A 20,098-nucleotide genomic window follows, 5' to 3' on the forward strand; every position below is an offset into this window, starting at 1 on the left:
CCAATTCGAAAATTGTAATTTTTATTTTAAGTGTAAAGTGCTTTTAAACTTTGACTTTTCCTGGCGAGAATGGCGGGGTTCAGACTTGATAGAAATGTAATGAAGCTAATAACACATGCCGTGCTGAAAAAGTCCATCCAATGTATTTCCAGAGGGTAGGCATCGGCAACAGCCATTTCAAGTCCCATGGATACCCATCCATAGTTTTCCTGCCCATAGCATAAAATATAACCGATTACCAATCCCAATAACATTCCACTTAAACCGATAATCATGCCTTCTATGAGAAAAATGTTGGAAACTGTTTTTCTTGAAGCTCCCATGGCAAAGAGCATGGAGATGTCTTTTTTCTTTTCGAGCGCCAGCATGGATAAGGCAAAAAAGATATTAAAGGAAATTATGATCAGAATAAATATAAAAGCCAGGTTGACAAATAATTTCTCCACCTTAATGGCTTTATAAAGGGCTTCGTGCTGCTCATCTGAATTTTTAACTAAAAATTTATTACCTACAATGCTTCGAATTTGATTTTGAATTTCCGAAAGTGATGCATTTTCTTCGAGAAGGACTTCCATGGAAGTCAACTTGCTTTCAAAACCAAATAAATCTTCAGCGAATGTGAGAGGGACGAATACATAATTATTATCGTAATATTCCTCTAAAGCAAATACACCCACCGCAGAAATGTTTTTTGAAGTTAAGGCCGTTTCAGGATTAAGGGATAATCGCTTTAGGTTTCTGGGGTAAATGACCTGTAATGGTAAAAAACCATCGCCTAGTGGTGCCCCGAGTTTATACTGTATGCCTCTTCCCAATATAGCTTTTGGGTTGCTGTTGACTTCGAGAAGAAAAGCACCTTCCACAATATTTTTTTTGAGATCTTCTCTTTCGATAATGTTGGAGGAAACACCTTTTATTCGAACAACACTCTGATTATCTCGAAATTTAATCAAAGCATTGTCTTCAACTACTCGTACAACAAATGCAACTCCTTTGGTATTCTCTATCTCGGAAATTACGTCAGAATCATAGTCAAATGTTTTACCTTCAGCCGCAACAATTTGAAGGTCGGGATCAAAACTGCCAAAGAGAGATCGAAGCAGACCCTCTAATCCATTAAAAACTGATAATACTACAACCAGAGCCATGGTGCCCAATGCAACTCCAAAAAGGGCTATAAAAGACAAAATGTTTATAAAATTTTGCTTTTTTCTACTTAGAAAGTAGCGTCTTGCAATAAACCAGGCTGCTTTCATGATTCATTGTCTTCCGGAGGTATATCCAGGTTATCGATGATTTTACTTATGTTTTGGGCATACTGCGCCGTTTCATCAAGAAAAAAATGGAATTCGGGAATTTTACGCAATTGATTTCGTATTAAAGTGCCGATTTCTCCGCGAATGCTGCTTGTTTTTTCAACCACCTTATCTATTACTTGTTGTGGGTTTTTTGTACCAATTAGGCTTAAATAAACTCTTGCAATACTCAAGTCGGATGTAATTTTTACTTCAGTAACTGTTATTAAAGCCCCATTTCCATAGTGAGCGTTTCTTTGGAAAAACTCTGAAATCTCTTTTTGTAATAAACGATTGACTTTATTTTGACGCCTGCTGTCCATGCCTTCTGCTTCCTTTTTTAATATTCCCGATGCAAATTAGGATTTATTCACGAAAATAAAGGTATTTCGCGCTATGCTCTCTTTTTTCAGGATCAACGATATTTCGAGGGTCATTATTTTAGGTATATTCCTGGCATTGATTCGTCTTCCCTTTTGGATTAAGGGAATACCGGTATTGGAAACGGTTTTTGAGTTCCGCTTGCTGTCTGAAGCATTATCGGAGGGGAGATTGATTTATGCTGAAGTCTGGCACTTTACTTCCCCATTGAGTGCATTAATTCTTCAGTTAATAGGAGAATTGTTTGGCCGCAGTTTTATTGCTTTTCAAATTTTTGGTTTTGTCCTCCTGTTTTTACAGGCTATTTATTTTAATTCCATTTTGAATCGATTGGATGCGCTGAAAGAACGCAGCTATATTCCTGCTGTATTCTATATATTTTATGGATCCCTTCTGGTCGAACAATTCGCTCTTGGACCTGAATTATTGGCCATGTTCCCGCTTCTTTTTATGTTCAGTTTAATTTTAGAGCAGATTCGATTTGGCGCTGAGGACGAAAAGTTTTTTACAATAGGATTTGTATTTTCCATTACCTTACTCCTCAACGGGGCAATGATATGGATACTTTTTTTCCTGCTTTTGTATTTCCCATTCGTATTTGTCATGAATGGAAAGCGCTTTTCACTTTTTATAATTGGAGTGGTTTTTCCACTGATTTCCACTGCTTTGTACTTTTACCTCAGGGGGGCATTTTCTGAATTTTGGATTTACTATTTATCAGAACTGTTTGTTCCATTTTATAATAATTATTTAAGCCTGACCCAGTACATTATAATTTTAAGTATACCGGTATTGCTTTTTATTATAAGTTTTTTCCAAAGCCTGATCCGACTGCGATTCTTAAATTATCAGGTGAGTTTCAATGCTTTTTTTCTTTGGCTTATCCCCCTTTCTATCCCTGTAATTTTCTTTTCAAAAGAGCTGAGTATAAAAAGTTTTTATATTCTGTTGCCCATTTTGACATTGTATGTTTCACATCTTTATTTGTCATTCAGGAGAAGGGGAATCAATGAATTGATTTTTAACGCTTTACTAATTTTGCTTGTTGTCATCAATTTTGGATTTACCTATAAAGCGTTTTTTAATCCAAATGCCATTAACATTGATCGATTAGCTGTAAAAGTCAAAACAGAGCATAAAGAGAAAAAGATAGCTGTATTGAACAATGAGTTCGGTTATTGGTATGAAAATGAATATTCAGGCCCATTTTTGTTTCACCCATATACTCAAAGATATTTTAAGAAAGAATTAAGCAATCAGAAAATTTCATCACTGCACGATTATTTTATGAAGGAAGCCCCTTCTCATGTTATAGACCCGCATGATTATTTTGAGAAATACCGCGATTTTGATTTAAAGGTATTTAGAACTTACAGGAAAATAAGTCCTTCGGAGTTTATAAGAACAGCAGATTAGCAGGATATTTTATCCACGCGTCTTTGATGTCGGCCCCCTTCAAAATCAGCACTTAAAAAAGAAAGAACACAGGATTTGGCCATTTCCACATTGATAAATCGAGAGGGCAAACAAATCATATTTGCATCATTGTGTTGGCGGGCCAGACCGGCTAATTCGGGATTCCAACAGAGGGCTGCACGTACGTCCTGATGTTTATTTGCAGTCATTGCGACTCCGTTACCGCTTCCGCATATGGCTATGCCATAAGAAATTTTATTTTTCTCTACATCGCTGGCCATTGGATGAATATAATCGGGATAATCCACTGACTCTTCGGAATGGGTACCATAATCAATTATTTCATAGCCTTTTTTTTCAAGCATGGCCTTAATTGCCTTTTTGTATTCGTAACCGGCATGGTCACTACCGATTCCAAGTTTAATTTCCATCTTTTTTCAATTCTCTTTTACGTTCTTTTCGCACTACCATCCATGAAATAAATATACCCAATTCGTAAAGAAGGAACAGAGGCATTGCAATTAAAATTTGACTAACAACATCAGGAGGTGTAAGAATGGCGGATACAATTAAAATAATTACAATGGCCATTTTTCTAAAACTTCTCAAACTCGAGGGTCCGGCAAGGCCCGCTTTGGTCAAAAAATACATGACTACCGGCAACTGAAACATTATGCCGCAGGCCAGTACAATCATGGCGATTGTTGAGACAAAGGAAGTTATATCTATTTCGTTTTGTATGCTTGGGTCAATGGAATAATTAGAAAGAAAGTTTATTGATAGCGGGGAAATAATATAGTAACCAAAAAGGATACCTGAAATGAATAAAAAGGAAACAGAAAATACCGCCCCTCTGGAGGCACTTTGTTCTTTTTTGTGTAATCCCGGTTTGATAAATCGCCAAACTTCCCAAAAGAAATACGGGAAAGCAAGGATTAATCCGATCACTACCGAGGCGAGTATGTGCATGGTAAACTGGCCGGTCATTACCCTGTTCTGCAAAATAAATGGAAGCTCCTCGATGCATAAGACTTCTGGCTTCTGTAACCAATATCCCATTTTACATAAAAGCTTGTAGGTGGGGAAATCTATTCTTGAGGGCGCCAGAACAATATGATGAAAAATTATACTTTTCGATAAAAAAGCAACAATAGCAAAAACACCAATGGACGCGACACCTCTGATCAAATGCCAACGTAGTACTTCCAAATGCTCAACAAATGAAAGTTCCTTTTCCTGATCTAATGTTTTGCTCATTTAAGCTTTAAAAAGTGGGAAACTGTTCATCCAATCGTTGATTTCTTTTTTGATTGACTTTAACTCGGATGGATTATTTCTTGATACAAGAACCCTGTCAATATATTTAACGATTTTTTCCATATCATTTTCCATCAGACCGCGCGTTGTAACAGCTGCAGTTCCCAACCTCATTCCTGAAGTAACAAAAGGTGATTTGTCATCAAAAGGAACCATGTTTTTATTGATGGTGATATCAGCTTCAATGAGTGAATTTTCTGCTTCCTTGCCGGTAATGTCTTTATTCCGAAGATCTATTAACATTAGATGATTATCAGAACCTCCTGAAATTATTTGATAATCCTTATTTACAAGAGCTTTTGCCATAGCTTGTGAATTTTTTTGCACTTGCTTGATATAGCTTAGGTAGGAATCGCTCAAAGCCTCACCATAGGCAACAGCCTTGGCGGCAATGACATGTTCCAAAGGGCCTCCTTGTGTGCCCGGAAATACTCCGGAATCCAATAAGGATGACATCATCCTTAAATTTCCTTTTGGACTTTTTAATCCAAAGGGGTTTTCAAAATCACTGCCCATCATGATCATTCCACCTCTTGGACCTCTTAAGGTTTTATGAGTCGTTGTGGTAATAATATGACAGTGCTTTAACGGATCATTCAGAAGTCCCCTTGCAATAAGACCTGAGGGATGTGAAATATCTGCCAATAACAATGCACCATTTTCATCGGCTGCTTTTCTCAAAGCTTCGTAGTCCCAATCTCTGGAATAGGCAGAGGCACCACAAATTATCATTTTAGGTTTTACCTCTCTGGCCTTGTCGATAACTTTATTCCAATCTATTAACCCGGTCTCTTTTTCTACACCGTAAAAATTTGGTTTGTACAATTTCCCTGAGAAATTAACAGGTGATCCATGCGTTAGATGGCCTCCATGGCTGAGATCAAATCCAAGTATGGAATCCCCGGGATTTAAACAGGCTAGCATTACAGCAGCATTGGCCTGTGCTCCTGAATGAGGCTGTACATTGACCCATTCCGCGCCAAACAATTCTTTTGCACGATCTCTCGCAATATTTTCAACTTCGTCGACGACTTCGCAACCCCCATAGTAGCGCTTTCCGGGAAGGCCTTCTGCATATTTGTTTGTAAGAACCGAACCCATTGCTTTCATCACTTCTTCGCTTGCGAAGTTTTCGGAAGCAATCAATTCAATGCCACTCGTTTGTCTTTCTTTTTCTTTGTGAATCAGGTCAAATATTAGCTTGTCTTGCATGTGGTTGATCTTTGAGGAATGCAAACTTAGCATGCTTTATGGAATTTAAAAAGGCGTCAGAATATTCTGAATTCCATAATTTGATTTACAAATGACAGCAGTGTTTTAGGTTCAATTAAAACCGCAATAATGATCCCAAAAGCTGCACCAGTAAAATGCGCACTGTGATTAATATTATCAGCTGCCTGTTTGTCGGCATAGGCGGAATAGATTAAATAAAGTATACCCAAAATAAAACCTGGGAGACAAAGGATTCCGTAAAGACAAATACTCTCCAATGGAAAATATAATATGCTTATGAACAATATTGAACTGACACCTCCGGAAGCACCCAAACTGTTATAGCCCGGAAAATTTTTGTGTTTAAGAAAAGTAGGAATTTCTGAGATTATGACCCCTGCTAAAAAAAGAAGGACAAAAATTATACTTCCGACTACCAGGCCAAATTTTGAGACATATACAAACTCAACGTTTCTTCCAAAGAACAAAAATGTCAAGAGGTTGAATATTAGATGAGTCCAGCCACCGTGAACAAATCCGGATGTCAGAAAGCGGTAATACTCATTCCGCTCAGTTACCAAATAAGGATTAAAAACAAGTTTGGATAGAAACTCGCGGTTTTGAAAAGCGACATAGCTAACAATGCCTATAATTCCAATTAAAATGTATGTCACCATTTAGGAATCCCTTTTCATTAAGGATTGAAGGAAGCTCAATAAGGGTTGTTTACGCGATTCAGATACCGTAAACGATTTTAATAAGTTAATGGATCTGTCAAAATAATTATTGACCAATTCCTGCGTGATTTTATCGATTTGTATTTCGGTAAATATTCTTTTTACAGATTCAACTTTTTCAGTTTCATTAAATGATTCCAATGACAACCAATTATCCAATTCTTTTCTTTGAGAACTATTGGCCAATTCAAGTGCTTTCAATAGCAAAAAGGTTTTTTTATTTGAGATAATATCGCCACCAACTTGTTTTCCTACTTTTTCCTGGTCCCCAAATACATCCAGAAGATCATCCTTGAGCTGAAATCCCATTCCGGCATTGATGCCAATACTCCTCAACTGCTCGATTCTTTCCTGATCGGTTTTAGCAATTATCCCTCCAAGTTCCAGGCTAAATCCAAGTAGCACTGCTGTTTTTAACCGAATCATTTCGAGATAATCATCAACGCTGATATCATTTCTCGACTCGAAATTCATGTCGTATTGCTGGCCTTCGCAAACTTCCAGACCGGTTTTATTAAAAGCATTTAATACAGCGGGCAATATGTCTTTGTTTACCGCAGAAATGGATTGATAGGCTTTAACAAGCATGGCATCGCCTGATAAAATGGCGATATGCTTATTCCATTTTTCATGAACTGTGGCTTTTCCTCTGCGCAAGGGCGCTTCGTCCATTATATCATCGTGTAGTAGCGTGAAATTGTGAAAAAGCTCCACACCCAAAGAAGGCTCAAAAGACTCGAGGTATTCTTCGCTGAAAAGATAATGACTGAGAATCGTTAGAATAGGCCTTAGCCGTTTGCCTCCGAGTCCGGTAAAATAGCGTATAGGTTCATATAGCTCATTTGGCTTTTCACCAAAATTTCTTTTCGATAAAGCATCATTAATCTGATTCTGAAGCGCATTAATTTCCATCATCAGCTATTAGTAAATCCATGGTTCTTCGATTGATATCGGTACTTTTCACTTTCACTCTTATTTTATCACCGAATTTTATGATTTTACCGCTCTTCTGTCCTACAATTCTGAATTTTTCGGGCTGTAATTCAAAGTAATCACTTTCTATGTCACGCATTCTTATCATGCCTTCGCACTTGGTTTCAACCAATTCAACATAAATTCCAAAATCATTCATTCCTGAAATAATCCCGTCAAATTCTTCACCAACCATTTCCTGCATCCATTCTATTTGTTTGTATTTGGTGGATGCTCTTTCGGCGTCGGATGCCAATTTTTCCATCGCGGAGGAATGCTCACATTTCTTTTCCAATTCGGCTCGATTTGGATTTTTTCCATTGTTGAGATAATTGTCCAGGAGACGATGAACCATGGCATCGGGATATCTTCTGATGGGCGATGTGAAATGCGTGTAGTGCTGAAAACCCAGTCCAAAATGCCCATTAGGCGCTGTCGTATAAACGGCTTTGGCCATGGCGCGAATGGCCAGACTTTGCAATATATTTTGTTCCGGCTTGCCTTCTACCTCTTGCGAAAGCTTATTCAGAGTTTTGGATAAGCCCTGCTCTTCGATGTTGATATTATGGCCAAAATTCTTTGCAAAAGCGGCAAAATTCATAAGTTTTTCATGATCGGGATAATCGTGCGTTCTGTAGACAAAGGTATATTGACCATTGGTGCCTTTGAAATTATGTATATATTCTGCCACACTTTTGTTTGCGAGCAACATAAAATCCTCAATCATTTTGTGGGCTTCCTTTCGAACTTTGGGAATCAGTCCAATGGGTTTTCCATTTTCGTCAAGGTCAAACTTAATTTCAGTGGATTCAAAAGCAATTGAGCCTTCATCAAAACGTTTTTTTCTAAGTTTTAGAGCAAGATTATTTAGTGTATTTATCTCTTCAAAATAATCGCCCTTTTTCCCCTCAATTAATTCCTGGGCTTCTTCATATGAAAATCGCCGGTCAGAATGAATGATTGCTCTTCCAAACCACTTATTATAAACTTTCGCGTTTTTGTCCATCTCAAATACAGCAGAATAGCAAAGCCGGTCAACCTTCGGTTTTAATGAACACAAATTGTTGGAAAGTTTTTCCGGCAACATTGGAACGGTGCGATCCACCAAATACACAGAAGTGGCTCTCTTATAAGCCTCCTTATCAAGAATACTGCCTTCTTTGAGAAAATAAGTAACATCGGCAATATGCACACCGATTTCAAAATTTCCATTTTCTAGTGTTCTTATGGAAAGCGCATCATCAAAATCCTTGGCATCTGCGGGGTCAATTGTAAAAGTGGTAATTGGCCTAAAATCCCTGCGTTTTTTTATTTCAGATTCAGGAATGCTTTCAGGAATTTGCTCAGCGATATTTAATATTTCCTTGCTAAATTCATAAGGCAGGCCAAACTCCAGCATGATAGCATGCATCTCAGCATCGTTTTCACCTACTTTCCCAAGAATCTTCTTTATCCTGCCTTCAGGATTTTTATTTGCTTTTTCTGGCCACCTGGTAATTTCGGCAATGACTAGGTCATCTTCTTTGGCATCTCCCAGTTTATTGCCCGGGATAAATATATCCTCATAAATTTTCCTGCTGTTTGGTATTACAAATCCGTACATTTCGGATAATTCCAGACTTCCGACAATTTCGGTATGTTTTCTCTCTATTATTTCTTTAACCTCTCCAGCTTTCCTTCCATCTCTTCCTTTCGCACCGGGAAATATTGAGATTTTTACGATGTCCCCATCAATTGCGCCGTTCAAATCCGGTGTTCGGATCATTACATCATTTTCATCTCCCTCCAGGGGAATGACAAAGGCAAAATGTGGGCTTACATGATCGACTCTACCGGTCATATTTACAGACGCTGATTTGCTTTGAAAATGCTTTCTGAATTGCTCTATTTTGCCCTGCTGAACAAGTTGGTGCAATGTGGCTTCTACATTGTTTTTATCTCTCTTATTTCTTGCATATAAATGCTGCTGAACCTGCTTAAGCGTATATGCCCTGCCCGGATGTAAATCCAAAAGGTGCATTATTTGATTGGCGTATTGTGAGGCTGAAAATTTATTCTGATTGGATTCAGAATTGCCTTTTTTGGACTGTTTTTTTCTTTTGTTCATGTTTGATGCAAAGCTAAGCCAATTCTTTTAAAGCAAAATATATAATGAAATATGCTCTTTATTGTTCTGAGATAATTTTACCATTTTCCAATCGAAGTATCCTATCGCAGAAATATTCTACGATATCATTGTCATGGCTTATAAACAAAATACTTAAACCTTTCTTTTCTCTAAGTGAACCCAATAAATCCAGAATTCCTCTTTTAATATTGGCATCAAGGGAGGATAAAGCTTCATCACAAATTAATATCTCAGGGCGCAATGAAAGGGCTCTCGCAATGCAAACCCTTTGTTTTTCCCCTCCTGAAAGCTCATCCGGTAGTCGCTTAGCAAAGCTTTGGTCCAAACCAACCAATAATAATAGCTCTTTTATCTTATCATCAACTGATTCACCTTTTTCTAATAAGTCATGACTTAAAAATGGTTCTTTAAGACAATAACCAATATTAATTCGCGGGTCAAGGGAAGCGGATGGATTTTGAAATATTATCTGGATTGATTTTCGCAAATTACGCAGATTTTTTCCATCCAAGTCGGAAATAGGGGTATCATAAAATTTTATAGAACCGCTCTTCGACTTAATTAATTTTACAATAGCTTTTCCAATACTGGTCTTTCCGCTTCCACTTTTGCCAACCAAACCAAGAATTTCTCCCTTTTTTAATTTAAAAGATATTCGATCAACAGCAGTAAATGATTTTTGTCTGTTAAAAAAAAAGGATTGACCCTGATTATAAATGATTTCAAGTCCACTTACGCTAAGAATGGATGAATTAGTGTTTGTTTTTTGTATCGCTTTATTAAAAACGGAATTTGAAAGTAAGGACTTGGTATATTTTTCTTCAGGCTCAGACAATATATTTGTTGCGGGTCCTTTTTCAACCTGATTTCCTTTATTTAATACTATTATTTCGTCAGAGAAATCTTGCAGTATTTTGATATCATGTGATACAAAAAGAATAGAAAGTGACAATTCTGATTTTATCTTTAATAGCAAATTCAAAATTTCATCGCGTGTAGGGGAATCTAAATTGCTTGTAATTTCATCTGCTATCAATAAACTTGGTTTATTGATAATTGCGATGGCAATGGCTACTCTTTGAATTTGCCCACCTGATAATTCATGGGGATATGAATTATAAACTTTTTCAACATTGTTCAATTGACATAAACTTAAAGTATTCAGGACCAATTTCTTTGACTCAGATGACGTTATTTTTTGATGCTTTTCTAAAGTTTCCTGAATCTGAATACCGCATTTTCTAACGGGGTTTAATGAGGAAAGGGAATCCTGAAAAACCATTGAAATTTCATTTCCCAGAATTTGACTTAATTTATTCGAATCACAGGTAAGCAGATCAATTTTATTGTAAATGTTAGAATCAAATAATACTTCTCCTTCAATATTAGAATCTGCAAGCAAACGTGGAATTGCAAACGCCAGGCTGCTTTTTCCACTACCCGACTCTCCGGTTAAGGCTAAAATCTCAGATTTTTTGATGCTGAAGCTTATATTGTTAACAGCAAGTGTATCAGGATGGTATCTGACACTTAGGTTTTTAACAGATAAAAGGCTGTCTTTACTATGCATAAAATGAAGCTAAAGAACAGGTATTTCTGCAAAATTATATTCAAATTGAAACAGGTCTTTTAATTGTAATACCAATTTCTTTCTTACTTCATCAATATTTAAATCCTCTTCAAGCTCATTGGCCAGACTCGTTACTGCTTTGTCATCAATTCCGCAAGGAATAATATTGTCAAAGTAATTTAAATCTGTATTGATATTAAAGGCTAAACCGTGCATGGTTACCCATCTGCTGCTTTTAATGCCGATGGCACAAATTTTTCTGGGATTTGGACTGTTGTTTTTGTAATCCAGCCAAACGCCAGTTAGCCCTGGAATTCGACCTGAATCTATGTTATACTCTTTTAATGTAAGTATTACCGCTTCTTCAAGGGTTCTTAAATATTTACCCAAATCGGGTTCAAAATTTTCAAGGTCAAAAATAGGATATATCACTATCTGCCCCGGCCCGTGGTAGGTTATGTCACCGCCCCTGTTTATGGGAAAGTAATCGATCTTCTTTTGTTTTAACTCACTTTCACTAAGCAAAAGATTTTTTGGATCACCGCTTTTACCAAGTGTATAAACATGAGGGTGTTCAACAATTAAAAGGTAATTTTTTGTGGTTTGACTTAGTGAGTTTCTCTTATTAGAAATTTTTATTTCAATGTTCCTGGCTAAAAGATTTTCCTGAATATCCCAGGCTTCTTTAAAAGGCATTTTGCCTAAATCTATGAGATCTACTTGATTGTTCAAATTATGGGATTTGACTTAGCAACAGTTCAACTCCGGAGTCGGTTTCCAGGACAAAGTTTTCTAATGAGGCAGGAATCAAAAATGTATCACCTATTTTAACATCAACAGATTCAAATTCACCCTTAATTTTACCTTTGCCTTCAATGCAAATAAGAACTTTAAAACTGTTTTTATCAGCGTATGAAAATTTTTGTTCTCCCTTGATCGTAAACCTGCTTGTTTTAAAGTGTTCTGATTCAACAAGTATAACTTCCTTATTTATTTCTTTAATGATATTTTTCTTCGTTCGCTCAACTGCCCGGAAGGTTAAGGCTTCGCAGGCGTCTTCAATATGTAAATCTCTTTTTTCCCCATCCGGACCTTTTCTGTCAAAGTCATATATCCGATATGTAGCATCAGAATTTTGTTGAATCTCTGCGAGCAAAATTCCTTTACCTATATTGTGAATAATACCTGCAGGCACATGAAGCACGTCGTCTTTTTCAACTTCAACAGTTTTTAAAAGATTTGTGATCGAAGTTTTCTCAACAGATTCGAGAAATGTCTGTTTGTCGGTATCATTTATAAAACCCTTATACAAAGTGGCATTTTTTCGGGCATTCAATATATACCACATTTCATTTTTGCCATTTTTGAGGCCTTTTTGCACGGCAAGCTTATCGTTGGGATGCACTTGAATGGAAAGATCTTTTTGTGCATCTAAAAATTTTATCAAGAGAGGAAATTTATAATGGTATTTAGAAACCACTACAGTTCCGAGAAGCTCTTCTTTAAATATATCGATGCATTCTGAAAGAGTTTTATTTTTGAGTTCTCCATTGCTTACAACAGAAATAAACCCTTCTACCTCAGAAATCTCCCAGGATTCACCGAAGCTTCCATTTTCGGGAAGGGGTTTCCCTAAATATTTTTGCATCATTCGGCCGCCCCAAATTTTTTCGACAAATTGAGGGTAAAATTTTAAAGGATATAGTTTAGCCATTTCGAAATTTCTTAAAGGTATTTATCAGTCCGTTTGTGGAAGATAAGTGACTATTAATTGGCAAATCATTTTCCAATTCCGGTAATATACCCTGAGCGACCTGCTTACCCAGTTGTACGCCCCATTGATCAAATGAGTAAACGTTAAATAAAATTCCTTGCACAAATATTTTATGCTCATAAAGTGCCACTAGGCTTCCCATAATCTCAGGACTTAACTTTTTGATAAGAATTGAATTGCTTGGAATATTTCCTTGAAACACCTTATAGGGTAAAATTTTATCTCTTTTTTCAGGAGCCAGATCTTTAATTTCCTCAAAGACTTCATTCTCTGATTTTCCCTTCATCAAAGCTTCAGTTTGCGCAAAAAAATTAGCCAATAGTTTATTGTGATGATCTTGTAGATGATGATGTGGAATTGATGCTGCGATAAAATCTGATGGTATGAGTTTTGTTCCCTGATGAATTAATTGATAAAAAGCATGTTGACCGTTAGTTCCGGGTTCACCCCAAATAATGGAGCCGGTTTGGTAATCAATGCTTTTGCCATTTCGATCAACGCTTTTTCCATTGCTTTCCATATCTCCCTGCTGAAGATAAGCTGCAAAACGATGCAAATATTGATCGTAGCAAAGAATCGAATGCGTTTCACACTTGAAGAAATTATTATACCAAATTCCCAATAATGCAAGCAATACGGGCATGTTATTCTTAAAATCAGAATTGCGGAAATGTTTATCCATCTTTTCAGCGCCACGGAGCAAAGATTCGTAGTTGTCATAACCAATGGTACAGGCTATTGAAAGGCCAATGGATGACCACAACGAAAATCGTCCGCCTACCCAATCCCAAAATTCAAACATATTTTTTGGGTCTATACCATAACTCCTTACCGCTTCTGTATTGGTTGATAAGGCCACAAAATGACTTTTAACTACAGAGTCTACACCCTTGTATTTTTCAATCAACCATTTTTTAGCCGTATCGGCGTTGGTCATGGTTTCTTGAGTAGTAAAAGTTTTAGAGGCGATCATAAACAAACAGCGCTCATGATCCAGTTTTTTGAGTGTTTCAAAAATATGAGCACCATCAACATTGCTGACATAATAAGTTTCAATACCTTCAATCCAATAAGGTTTTAAAGCTTCAGTAACCATCACCGGACCCAGATCGGAGCCCCCTATCCCGATATTGACAATTTGGGTAATTTTCTTTCCACTATGACCTTTCCATTCACCCGAATGCAATTTTTGTGTGAAGGACTTCATTTTGTCCTGCTCTTTTCGAATAAGATTTAAAATGTTTACACCATCATGTATTAATTCCTTATCGGTAAAATTCCTCAAAGCGGTATGCAAAACAGCACGTCCTTCAGTTTCATTAATTTTCTCCCCCGTAAACATTGCCTCAATCGCCGAATCGAGTTTGCATTCCCTTGCGAATTCAATGAGAAGCTCAACGCTTTGCTCATTTATTCTGTTCTTGGAATAATCCAGAAGGATATCGTCATTTAAAATAGAAAACTTTGAAAACCTTTGAGGATCATTTTCGAACATTTGTCGCATATGTTGAGATTTAACTGTCTCAAAATGAGTTTGTAATTTCTCCCATGCTTTGGTTTTTACAGGATTAATGTTGTTGAGCATAAATATTCAATTTTGAATTTTTTATTTAAGCATTTGTAATCTAATGACTACTACAAAAAAAATTGGTGACAGGGGCGAGGATTTAGCAGTTCAGTATTTAAATGCCGGAGGATACAAAATTTTGGAGCAAAAATATAGATTTAAAAGAAGTGAAATAGATATTATCGCAGAAAAAGAAGAATTTATAGTATTTGTTGAGGTAAAAACAAGAAAAAGTAAATATTATGGCTATCCTGAAGCGTTTGTAGATTCAAAAAAAGCGGAAATGATTCATTTGGCCGCAGAAGAATATTTGGATGGTAAACCTTTGGATAAGCCTATTCGCTTTGATATTATTTCAATTATAGACAAGGGAAGCTCCCAAAAAATAGAGCATTTTAAGGATGCATTTTAATCTACAACCTGGATATTATTTTCTTCTATCAAATTTAAACCTCGCAATTTCATAAAGACCTGTGCACACACCACAACGTCTTTGATACAATATTTGGAAATTTTTTCCAGATCTTTTTCTCCGTAATAAATACCGGATACCATGCTTCCATCAATATCTGATTTACTCGAAGGGATATCAAAAATAGCTGCCAATAAATCCAAAGAAGTATAGCTTTTCCAGTCTCCAAATTTCCACATTTCCATGGTGTCCAGATGTTGAATTTCCCAAGGTTTTTTACCTGAAATGTTCAACGCTTCCGGCAGTGGGATATTTTTAACGAGCATTCTTCTGCTTAAATAGGGAAAATCAAATTCTTTTCCATTATGGGCCACGAGGATTGTATTTTTCGAATCCATGCGATCGAGAATGTCGGAAAATTGTTTTAGAATATCTTCCTCGCTGTGCGATGCAAGTGCCTTTACGCGCAATCCTGGATTTTTATTTAAGTCACCGGTTAGGAATCCAAGTCCTATGACTACTATTTTTCCAAATTCAGAATAAATGCCCGCTTTTTCTTCATAGAGATCTTCTCCGGCAATTTCACCTTTGCTTAATATCTGGGCCTTTTTGTTCCAAAGCGGTTTTATTCGCTCCGGTAAATCTTCAAAGTTTTTGTATTCAGAAACCGTTTCTATGTCGAGAAAGAGCAATTGTTCCATAAGTGTAAATGTAAATTCTAAGAAATAGTTAATGAAATAATCTCAAGCCATTTTGTATGAAAAGCTGCAATTATTTTGTAAAGAGCAATTACAATTTGCTAAGGGTAAACTATTCATACTGTCCAATTAACTAAAACACATTTGCTCTTATTGATCTGCTCAGGGGTGACCTTAAAATTTTATACAAGGGTGTTGAAATTATGGTGTTTTTATTGAAGCCAATCTAAAATCAAAGTAGGAAGCTATTTTGAACTGGAAATGCTTTGAATTAGAATTCAATGTGTGTGAAATTCAGATTCGAAAAACGCAAGTTAGTCATATTTTAAAATTTTTAAATACCGCTTAAATTATTTTTTTAACCGTAAAAAATATTGTTTTAATAGCCATGTGGCTATTAATAAAAATAATTTTTTTGTATATAATTTTGCATTTCATTTTATTAATATGAGAACATTTACACTTTCATTAATCCTTATATTGGCATTTGCATTAAATGTAAATTCCCAATTTATAAGAGGTCAAAAAACCGAAAGGATTTCGGGTTTTAAGACAAAGACTTCAATTAAACCGGTGTCATCTAAAAATGTAATTTTAAAGAGAATGGCATTCATGGCGCATCGTATGGATTCTGCAAGAATTTATATTTACGATAGTGTGGGAAATATTGAAGGTAGCCTACTGGCAAGAATCAATTATAGTTTTGATCACAAACCTGATGAAATTCAATTATCAGATGATAATCTAATACCTGGATTTGCTTTTTATAGGCTTACTTTTACTTATTTAAACAATGACCAGGAGATTATCACAACCCAGTACGAGTACAATGGAATATCCTATCAGGTTACAGACAGAAGTTTATATTATTTTAATTCAAATGGATCAATGGATTCTTTAATTTATGAATATGCCGATCAAGGTGGAAGTACATGGATTAAATATTCAAAACGCGCTTTTGATTATACTGGTAATGGACAAATTGACAAGGAAACGGATTTTTACTGGAACAATATCTGGGTACCGGATTATAGGACAAGCTATATTTATGCTTTAAATGGGAATTTAGAAAAAACGATTTTTGAATTTCACGACGGGCAGAACTGGACTAACAATTTCTATAATCAATACCATTATGGAAGTACAAACTTAGTGGATTCTATTCTTGGTTATTACAAAGACATGTTCGGGGGATCCGATATTCTTGATGGTAAAATTGAAATTGAGCATGATCAGAATGGTAACCCCAGCCGCCAGATTTTTGCATATTTTGATGGTCTTAATTACGTGTATGACAGCAGAGAGGAATTTGCATACGATTTGAATGCTTTGTTTTCCAATGCGTTATATCCTAATCTGGAAAGTCCATTTTATCAAATGACTCAAAATGAGATTGTAAATCTTCCGGTTGGAGACACATATTCTTCATTTGATAATGGTTGGAATTTGCATGAGTCCACGATTTATTTTTATAGTCAACAAACTATTTCTTCTATTGCGGATAAAAATGCAAAATCGGAGATTCGAATTTATCCAAATCCGGCAAGTGATCTAATCAATATTTACACACCTATTGTGAAATCAAATATGGTATTGGAAATAACCGATGCACAGGGAAAGCAAATATTAATAGAAGAACTTCACAATAGCTATTCACAGATACAAATAGCAAATTATCAATCGGGAATTTACTTATATCAACTGAGCTCTGATGAAGGTGTTCAAAAAGGTAAATTCATTAAAAATTAATTAAGTCATTTATTAGAAAGACATAAAAAAAGCCTTGTCAGATTATGACAAGGCTTTTTTTGTGATATGTATTTTTCTAGAAAGCTATTCCAAAGTTTACCGCGAAACGAACTCCAACACCGGAATCTTCCCCTTCAAAAGATATAGATGTGTTCGGATCATTAGCATCCGGAGTGAAATCAGTGGAAACAGATTTATATTGAGGGCCCAGTTGAATATCAATTGCAACCGCATCGGATATTAAAACCTGATAACCGATTAAAAGACCACCACCAATTGCATTTCTGCTTAACTCTGCTTTGGCATTAATAGTGTTTAAGTTTTGGTCAAGTGTTGTGTATTCTACAGAATTCGTTACGGATCTGTATCGAATAAATGCACCTCCATAAACGCCTTTAGGTGCTTCGGAAAAATAATACCTCACTTCCGGGATAATGATAAACCCATTATCTTTTTGAGTGTTAGTGGCAGTTCCGAAACTCAAATCCCATTCTCTGGAAATAAGCCCGGCTGCAAGTTGTACAGATAAATTTTCATTTAAAGCACGTTCATATGACATTTGATACTGTCCGACAATTAAGCCAAACAAGTTAAGTTTCACGACATTATCTTTTACCTGTGCCTTTGAATTGTTGGTAGTTAAAAACAATAGAAGAACAGGTAGCACGGAAATTAGAATAATTCTTTTCATAGTTTTTTTAGTAGATCAATACCTAAATATATAATTATTAATGTATATATAAATGACTTGAGTATTATATTCTGAATAATTTGAAGCTCAAAACAAAATACTTATCATTATAGTATTGATTTATTAGATAATCAAATACTCATCATGAAACTATTACTATCAGCTTTAATTTTCTTTTTTATGTCCAATGCAGTATTAGCACAAAGCGCAGGAGAAATGCGAGTAAGTGCTGGATTAGCCATAGGCACAGAAGCCGGCCTGGATAACAATGGAGGAAAGGCTCTGGGTCTGGGAATTAATATTGGTGGCGAATATTTCATTGTAGACAATATTTCTGCATCCCCGAGTTTTACATACTTCTTTGAGTCAAATGTAGGAACATTGCCCAACCGCTTTTCATTGCGTTTGAATACTTTGAATATTGACGGGCGATATTATCTCATGGATTCACCGGTAGAGTTTTACGGCATTGCAGGAATATCAATTGCAAGTGCAAGAGCGGAAAGCAATGTCAGCATTTTTGGTGTAAATCAGGTTAGTTCCAGTTCTGATTCTGAAGTAGGACTAAATTTTGGAATTGGTGCCAATCTTCCCGTCACTGATGAAATTCAGGGAAATGCACAAATGGTATATAACACTCCGCTCGAGCAGCTCATTATTAATTTAGGTGTAGTATATCGCATTTTCTAAATAAAACCGCTCTTGTTTTGTCTTAAACAAAAGCTAAATCAAGCCCGAGGAATTTGGTAAGCATGGTTATCAGAAAAATTGTTCCTAAAATTATCGGGCAAATTACGGTAATTGAAAAATTCACTAATTTCTGAATAAGTGATCCTTCATAGCCCGGATTGCCTTGCGCAATTTCTTCAGAAAGACTTTTCGTCTTCCATTTAAAGGCAACAAAAAGAGAAAGCATAAATCCTCCTAAAGGAAGACCTATATTGCTAAAAATATCCTCGATCAAATCAAGAAAAGATTTATTTGAACCCTCGTAATGCATAAAATTGGTGAGGCCATTTACTGCGCCAACAGAAAGCATACTGGGTATTCCAATCAGAAAAATCAAAAAAGCCAATCCAAATACAACCTTTTTACGTGGCCAGTTTTTTTCATCTACAATAAAGGCTACGGGAACTTCCAAGAGAGAAATGGTAGAGGTTAAAGCCGCAAAACATAGAAGAAGAAAAAATCCACCGCCAATTAATCTTCCCATAATTGGCCCCATTTCCTGAAAAATTCCGGGCAATGCCACAAATACCAAACCTGGACCCGCACTCGGAGCCTGGCCCTGTGAAAATACCAAAGGAAAAATGAGCAATCCAGCCATGAAAGCCACCAAGCCATCTACCAAGGTAACCGTAATGGCTGAAGAGATAATATTTTCCTTTTTACTGATATAGGATCCATAAGTAATTAATGCTCCCATTCCCAGCGAGAGGGAAAAGAAGGATTGCCCCATAGCTGTATATATTGTTCGCAAACTAATATCGGAGAAATTGGGAACCAGATAAAACTTTGCTCCTTGTAAAGCACCAGGCAAGGTGAGTGAATATATGATCAAAGTGGCCAGCAATATTAAAAGAATGGGCATTAGTATCTGTGAAGCTTTTTCAATGCCTTTTTGCACTCCCTGTATTACCACAATTGCAGTAAATATCATAAATACAAAAGAGTAAATCATGTTGTCGCTTACATCAGATACATATGCACCGAAATAAGACCCAAAATTTTCAACTTCAAGGAGGTTGCCGAAAATAATTTGATAGAAATACCCAAAGGCCCAACCTGCTACCACATTGTAAAATGACAGAATCATGACACCACTTATAATTCCGAACAGGCCAACAATGCCCCACTTTCGGTTGCCGAGTTGTCTATAGCTACCGTATGGATCTTTCTGAGCAGCACGACCAATTGCTATTTCACCGACCATTATTGGAAATCCAATGACCAGCATACAGGCCAGGTAGACAAACAAAAATGCCGCACCCCCATTTTCACCCGCTTCGTAAGGGAATTTCCATATATTGCCGAGCCCTACCGCAGATCCTGCAGCCGCTGCAATAAATCCAATTTTTGAACTAAATCCTCCTCTAGCTGCCATACTAATTTTTTTTAATGCGGAAATTTAGAAAAATGAAAACAAATTCAAGAAAATGACAATTGTAAATTAATTCAG

The 20,098-nt window shown here is 36.3% G+C and carries 19 protein-coding genes; 4 read left to right on the forward strand and 15 right to left on the reverse strand.

Annotated elements, in window-relative coordinates; translation table 11 throughout:
- Window positions 1-26: 26 nt before the first annotated feature.
- Window positions 27-1,256, reverse strand: a complete 1,230-nt coding sequence (locus HZR84_08050; protein ID QNL21891.1) for an ABC transporter permease — start codon at window positions 1,254-1,256, stop codon at window positions 27-29.
- On the reverse strand, window positions 1,253-1,618 hold the full coding sequence (gene rbfA / locus HZR84_08055) for a 30S ribosome-binding factor RbfA (protein ID QNL21892.1): 366 nt from the start codon (window positions 1,616-1,618) through the stop codon (window positions 1,253-1,255). The genes HZR84_08050 and rbfA overlap by 4 nt, the downstream gene beginning before the upstream one ends.
- A 73-nt stretch (window positions 1,619-1,691) precedes the next feature.
- Between rbfA and HZR84_08060 the strand changes: the two genes are divergently transcribed.
- Window positions 1,692-3,092, forward strand: a complete 1,401-nt coding sequence (locus tag HZR84_08060) for a hypothetical protein (GenBank protein QNL21893.1) — start codon at window positions 1,692-1,694, stop codon at window positions 3,090-3,092.
- On the opposite strand, the gene rpiB is transcribed toward HZR84_08060, so the two are convergent.
- From rpiB to pgi, 10 genes are read right to left on the reverse strand one after another with little or no spacing between them, the layout of a single operon-like run.
- Window positions 3,089-3,523, reverse strand: a complete 435-nt coding sequence (gene rpiB, locus HZR84_08065) for a ribose 5-phosphate isomerase B (protein ID QNL21894.1) — start codon at window positions 3,521-3,523, stop codon at window positions 3,089-3,091. The genes HZR84_08060 and rpiB overlap by 4 nt on opposite strands.
- On the reverse strand, window positions 3,513-4,349 hold the full coding sequence (tatC, locus tag HZR84_08070; protein ID QNL21895.1) for a twin-arginine translocase subunit TatC: 837 nt from the start codon (window positions 4,347-4,349) through the stop codon (window positions 3,513-3,515). Before tatC ends, rpiB begins: the two co-directional genes overlap by 11 nt.
- A complete protein-coding gene (locus tag HZR84_08075; GenBank protein ID QNL21896.1) occupies window positions 4,350-5,621 on the reverse strand; it encodes a serine hydroxymethyltransferase in 1,272 nt (423 codons plus the stop codon). It abuts the gene before it with no gap.
- A 56-nt stretch (window positions 5,622-5,677) separates the two neighbouring features.
- On the reverse strand, window positions 5,678-6,298 hold the full coding sequence (locus tag HZR84_08080; protein ID QNL21897.1) for a rhomboid family intramembrane serine protease: 621 nt from the start codon (window positions 6,296-6,298) through the stop codon (window positions 5,678-5,680).
- Window positions 6,299-7,270 (reverse strand): polyprenyl synthetase family protein, encoded by a 972-nt coding sequence (locus HZR84_08085; GenBank protein ID QNL23219.1) that lies wholly within the window; start codon window positions 7,268-7,270, stop codon window positions 6,299-6,301.
- Window positions 7,260-9,437: a ribonuclease R gene (rnr, locus tag HZR84_08090; GenBank protein ID QNL21898.1), complete on the reverse strand. Its 2,178-nt coding sequence runs from the start codon at window positions 9,435-9,437 to the stop codon at window positions 7,260-7,262. Before rnr ends, HZR84_08085 begins: the two co-directional genes overlap by 11 nt.
- A 58-nt stretch (window positions 9,438-9,495) precedes the next feature.
- Window positions 9,496-11,028 (reverse strand): ABC transporter ATP-binding protein, encoded by a 1,533-nt coding sequence (locus tag HZR84_08095; protein ID QNL21899.1) that lies wholly within the window; start codon window positions 11,026-11,028, stop codon window positions 9,496-9,498.
- 9 nt (window positions 11,029-11,037) lie between these two features.
- Window positions 11,038-11,760, reverse strand: a complete 723-nt coding sequence (lipB, locus tag HZR84_08100) for a lipoyl(octanoyl) transferase LipB (protein ID QNL21900.1) — start codon at window positions 11,758-11,760, stop codon at window positions 11,038-11,040.
- Between the two features lies 1 nt (window position 11,761).
- Window positions 11,762-12,742 (reverse strand): class I mannose-6-phosphate isomerase, encoded by a 981-nt coding sequence (locus tag HZR84_08105; protein ID QNL21901.1) that lies wholly within the window; start codon window positions 12,740-12,742, stop codon window positions 11,762-11,764.
- Window positions 12,735-14,387, reverse strand: a complete 1,653-nt coding sequence (gene pgi / locus HZR84_08110; protein QNL21902.1) for a glucose-6-phosphate isomerase — start codon at window positions 14,385-14,387, stop codon at window positions 12,735-12,737. Before pgi ends, HZR84_08105 begins: the two co-directional genes overlap by 8 nt.
- Window positions 14,388-14,430: 43 nt before the next feature.
- Here pgi and HZR84_08115 point away from each other — a divergent pair, with 43 nt between their 5' ends.
- A complete protein-coding gene (locus HZR84_08115; GenBank protein ID QNL21903.1) occupies window positions 14,431-14,781 on the forward strand; it encodes a YraN family protein in 351 nt (116 codons plus the stop codon).
- On the opposite strand, the gene HZR84_08120 is transcribed toward HZR84_08115, so the two are convergent.
- On the reverse strand, window positions 14,778-15,482 hold the full coding sequence (locus tag HZR84_08120; protein ID QNL21904.1) for a 3'-5' exonuclease: 705 nt from the start codon (window positions 15,480-15,482) through the stop codon (window positions 14,778-14,780). The two genes, HZR84_08115 and HZR84_08120, sit on opposite strands and share 4 nt — an antisense overlap.
- 444 nt (window positions 15,483-15,926) lie before the next feature.
- Here HZR84_08120 and HZR84_08125 point away from each other — a divergent pair, with 444 nt between their 5' ends.
- Window positions 15,927-17,228 carry a T9SS type A sorting domain-containing protein gene (locus HZR84_08125; GenBank protein QNL21905.1) on the forward strand — a complete coding sequence of 434 codons (1,302 nt, stop codon included), beginning with the start codon at window positions 15,927-15,929 and terminating at the stop codon, window positions 17,226-17,228.
- 76 nt (window positions 17,229-17,304) lie between these two features.
- On the opposite strand, the gene HZR84_08130 is transcribed toward HZR84_08125, so the two are convergent.
- Window positions 17,305-17,919: a DUF3575 domain-containing protein gene (locus HZR84_08130; protein ID QNL21906.1), complete on the reverse strand. Its 615-nt coding sequence runs from the start codon at window positions 17,917-17,919 to the stop codon at window positions 17,305-17,307.
- Window positions 17,920-18,063: 144 nt separating this feature from the next.
- Between HZR84_08130 and HZR84_08135 the strand changes: the two genes are divergently transcribed.
- The gene (locus tag HZR84_08135; protein ID QNL21907.1) at window positions 18,064-18,609 is read left to right on the forward strand and encodes an outer membrane beta-barrel protein; all 546 of its coding nucleotides are present in this window, start codon (window positions 18,064-18,066) and stop codon (window positions 18,607-18,609) included.
- 22 nt (window positions 18,610-18,631) lie between these two features.
- On the opposite strand, the gene HZR84_08140 is transcribed toward HZR84_08135, so the two are convergent.
- Entirely contained in the window at window positions 18,632-20,023 is a 1,392-nt protein-coding gene (locus HZR84_08140; protein QNL21908.1) for a sodium-dependent transporter, read from the reverse strand.
- Window positions 20,024-20,098: the final 75 nt, after the last annotated feature.

The sequence above is a fragment of the Hyphobacterium sp. CCMP332 genome (assembly GCA_014323545.1).
In the GTDB taxonomy this organism is placed as follows: domain Bacteria; phylum Bacteroidota; class Bacteroidia; order Cytophagales; family CCMP332; genus CCMP332.

What these genes read in the sequence shown, in the direction of transcription:
- HZR84_08050 (QNL21891.1), bottom strand. Translation starts at nt 1,256, where the DNA reads ATGAAAGCAGCCTGGTTTATTGCAAGACGCTACTTTCTAAGTAGAAAA.
- rbfA (QNL21892.1), bottom strand. Translation starts at nt 1,618, where the DNA reads ATGGACAGCAGGCGTCAAAATAAAGTCAATCGTTTATTACAAAAAGAG.
- HZR84_08060 (QNL21893.1), top strand. Translation starts at nt 1,692, where the DNA reads ATGCTCTCTTTTTTCAGGATCAACGATATTTCGAGGGTCATTATTTTA.
- rpiB (QNL21894.1), bottom strand. Translation starts at nt 3,523, where the DNA reads ATGGAAATTAAACTTGGAATCGGTAGTGACCATGCCGGTTACGAATAC.
- tatC (QNL21895.1), bottom strand. Translation starts at nt 4,349, where the DNA reads ATGAGCAAAACATTAGATCAGGAAAAGGAACTTTCATTTGTTGAGCAT.
- HZR84_08075 (QNL21896.1), bottom strand. Translation starts at nt 5,621, where the DNA reads ATGCAAGACAAGCTAATATTTGACCTGATTCACAAAGAAAAAGAAAGA.
- HZR84_08080 (QNL21897.1), bottom strand. Translation starts at nt 6,298, where the DNA reads ATGGTGACATACATTTTAATTGGAATTATAGGCATTGTTAGCTATGTC.
- HZR84_08085 (QNL23219.1), bottom strand. Translation starts at nt 7,270, where the DNA reads ATGGAAATTAATGCGCTTCAGAATCAGATTAATGATGCTTTATCGAAA.
- rnr (QNL21898.1), bottom strand. Translation starts at nt 9,437, where the DNA reads ATGAACAAAAGAAAAAAACAGTCCAAAAAAGGCAATTCTGAATCCAAT.
- HZR84_08095 (QNL21899.1), bottom strand. Translation starts at nt 11,028, where the DNA reads ATGCATAGTAAAGACAGCCTTTTATCTGTTAAAAACCTAAGTGTCAGA.
- HZR84_08105 (QNL21901.1), bottom strand. Translation starts at nt 12,742, where the DNA reads ATGGCTAAACTATATCCTTTAAAATTTTACCCTCAATTTGTCGAAAAA.
- pgi (QNL21902.1), bottom strand. Translation starts at nt 14,387, where the DNA reads ATGCTCAACAACATTAATCCTGTAAAAACCAAAGCATGGGAGAAATTA.
- HZR84_08115 (QNL21903.1), top strand. Translation starts at nt 14,431, where the DNA reads ATGACTACTACAAAAAAAATTGGTGACAGGGGCGAGGATTTAGCAGTT.
- HZR84_08120 (QNL21904.1), bottom strand. Translation starts at nt 15,482, where the DNA reads ATGGAACAATTGCTCTTTCTCGACATAGAAACGGTTTCTGAATACAAA.
- HZR84_08125 (QNL21905.1), top strand. Translation starts at nt 15,927, where the DNA reads ATGAGAACATTTACACTTTCATTAATCCTTATATTGGCATTTGCATTA.
- HZR84_08130 (QNL21906.1), bottom strand. Translation starts at nt 17,919, where the DNA reads ATGAAAAGAATTATTCTAATTTCCGTGCTACCTGTTCTTCTATTGTTT.
- HZR84_08135 (QNL21907.1), top strand. Translation starts at nt 18,064, where the DNA reads ATGAAACTATTACTATCAGCTTTAATTTTCTTTTTTATGTCCAATGCA.
- HZR84_08140 (QNL21908.1), bottom strand. Translation starts at nt 20,023, where the DNA reads ATGGCAGCTAGAGGAGGATTTAGTTCAAAAATTGGATTTATTGCAGCG.